We start from the raw sequence: 1,330 nt of genomic DNA on the forward strand, positions 1-1,330 counted from the left end.
ATATGCCGTTATCGATGGCTCAATTGAAGAAGAACTACTGGATTTTTTGGCTGAACACGATCCGCCGCATTGTTGCTTATATGCGGAGCCCTTGCAGCAGGAATTAGTCCCGCTGGCTCCCTATTTAGTTGAAGTCACGCATGAGGTTTCAACCTGGCTGGTGAGTAAAACCTCGCCATGGGGGATCTATTTATATACACGGGTCAGCATGAAGGATTTACGCCACCATCTGCGTAAATATTTACAGGTTCTTCTTACCTCTGAAGAGAAACCCGTTTTTTTTCGTTTTTATGATCCCCGGAATATCTGGGATTTATGCCATGTTCTGAGTGAATGGGAATTGCACTGTTTTCTGGGCCCGATTGAAAAAATGATGACGGTCTATGATGGAAGAATTCGGGAGGAGCATTTTCAGCCCATTCGTGACCAGTTTCCGCCAACGGCTAAGCATCGAATGAAGTTTTTGAAAATTAGCCAGCCACAGCTTGATTTACTGAATCACTATGCGGAAGTAAAACATACAACATAGTGTATCACAGACTCCCGAATGGAAAATAAGTCAGGGGGATGGTATTTATCATGGTCTGCGAGATGAACCTGAACGCCTTACGGTCAACGAGTCTGTGAGTGAGTGTTATCATTTTTGTAAGGCAAAAGGCATTGAAGATGATCGCGCTATTCGCGGACTACTGCATTTGTTGGTAGAAAAAAATATATATTCAATAAAAAAACTTCCTGCGCAATGGCAGGACCTATTAAGTAATGAAAGCTTTCCTGGTCACTACCGGGTTGAACGTTTGCTTAACGATACACTGGGATATATTCCCCGTTAAAGGAAAAGCGTATGTCTGAAGGAAAAATCTCACTCGCTGCGGGCAGTGCCTGCGCCAACTGCAATAATCCCGATCCTTGTACTTATGAGATAACGCTTGATGCATTTGATGAGAAAACCCATGTCTGGCCTGTGGAGAAAAATATTCGCCTGAAAGTTCTGGATGGTGGCACTGGCAGCCAGGGAACGATAAAAATCGAAGGAAAGTGTGAAAAACCCACCTGTCCGCAGGCCACGCTGGAAAGTGGAAATGAAAAAATTGCGTTAAAGAAGGGTGTGCCAAACCCCATCACGCTCTATTACAAGAAACCCGCCGATAGCGAGCAGGCCGATCTGCCCGTCGATCCGATATGGTCCTATTTCAATCGTATTCATCTGCCCTCTGATGCCATTGCCACTCCCCATCGTTATCAACTGATTACGCAGGGCTGCACGGGTAAAGCGAGTTATGCACAAATAGAGGTTTATCCTGAAGTGGAGCTACGGGCTGTCATTGGT

At 45.3% G+C, this 1,330-nt stretch carries 1 protein-coding gene and 1 pseudogene; both read left to right on the forward strand.

The window, feature by feature from the left end:
• The coding region (locus J5224_RS27995; protein ID WP_264628387.1) for a DUF4123 domain-containing protein at positions 1-529 on the forward strand (529 nt) is incomplete at its 5' end.
• 315 nt (positions 530-844) lie between these two features.
• Positions 845-1,330: pseudogene (locus tag J5224_RS28000) on the forward strand (hypothetical protein); the annotation flags it as partial.

The sequence above is a fragment of the Candidatus Symbiopectobacterium sp. NZEC135 genome (assembly GCF_025962695.1).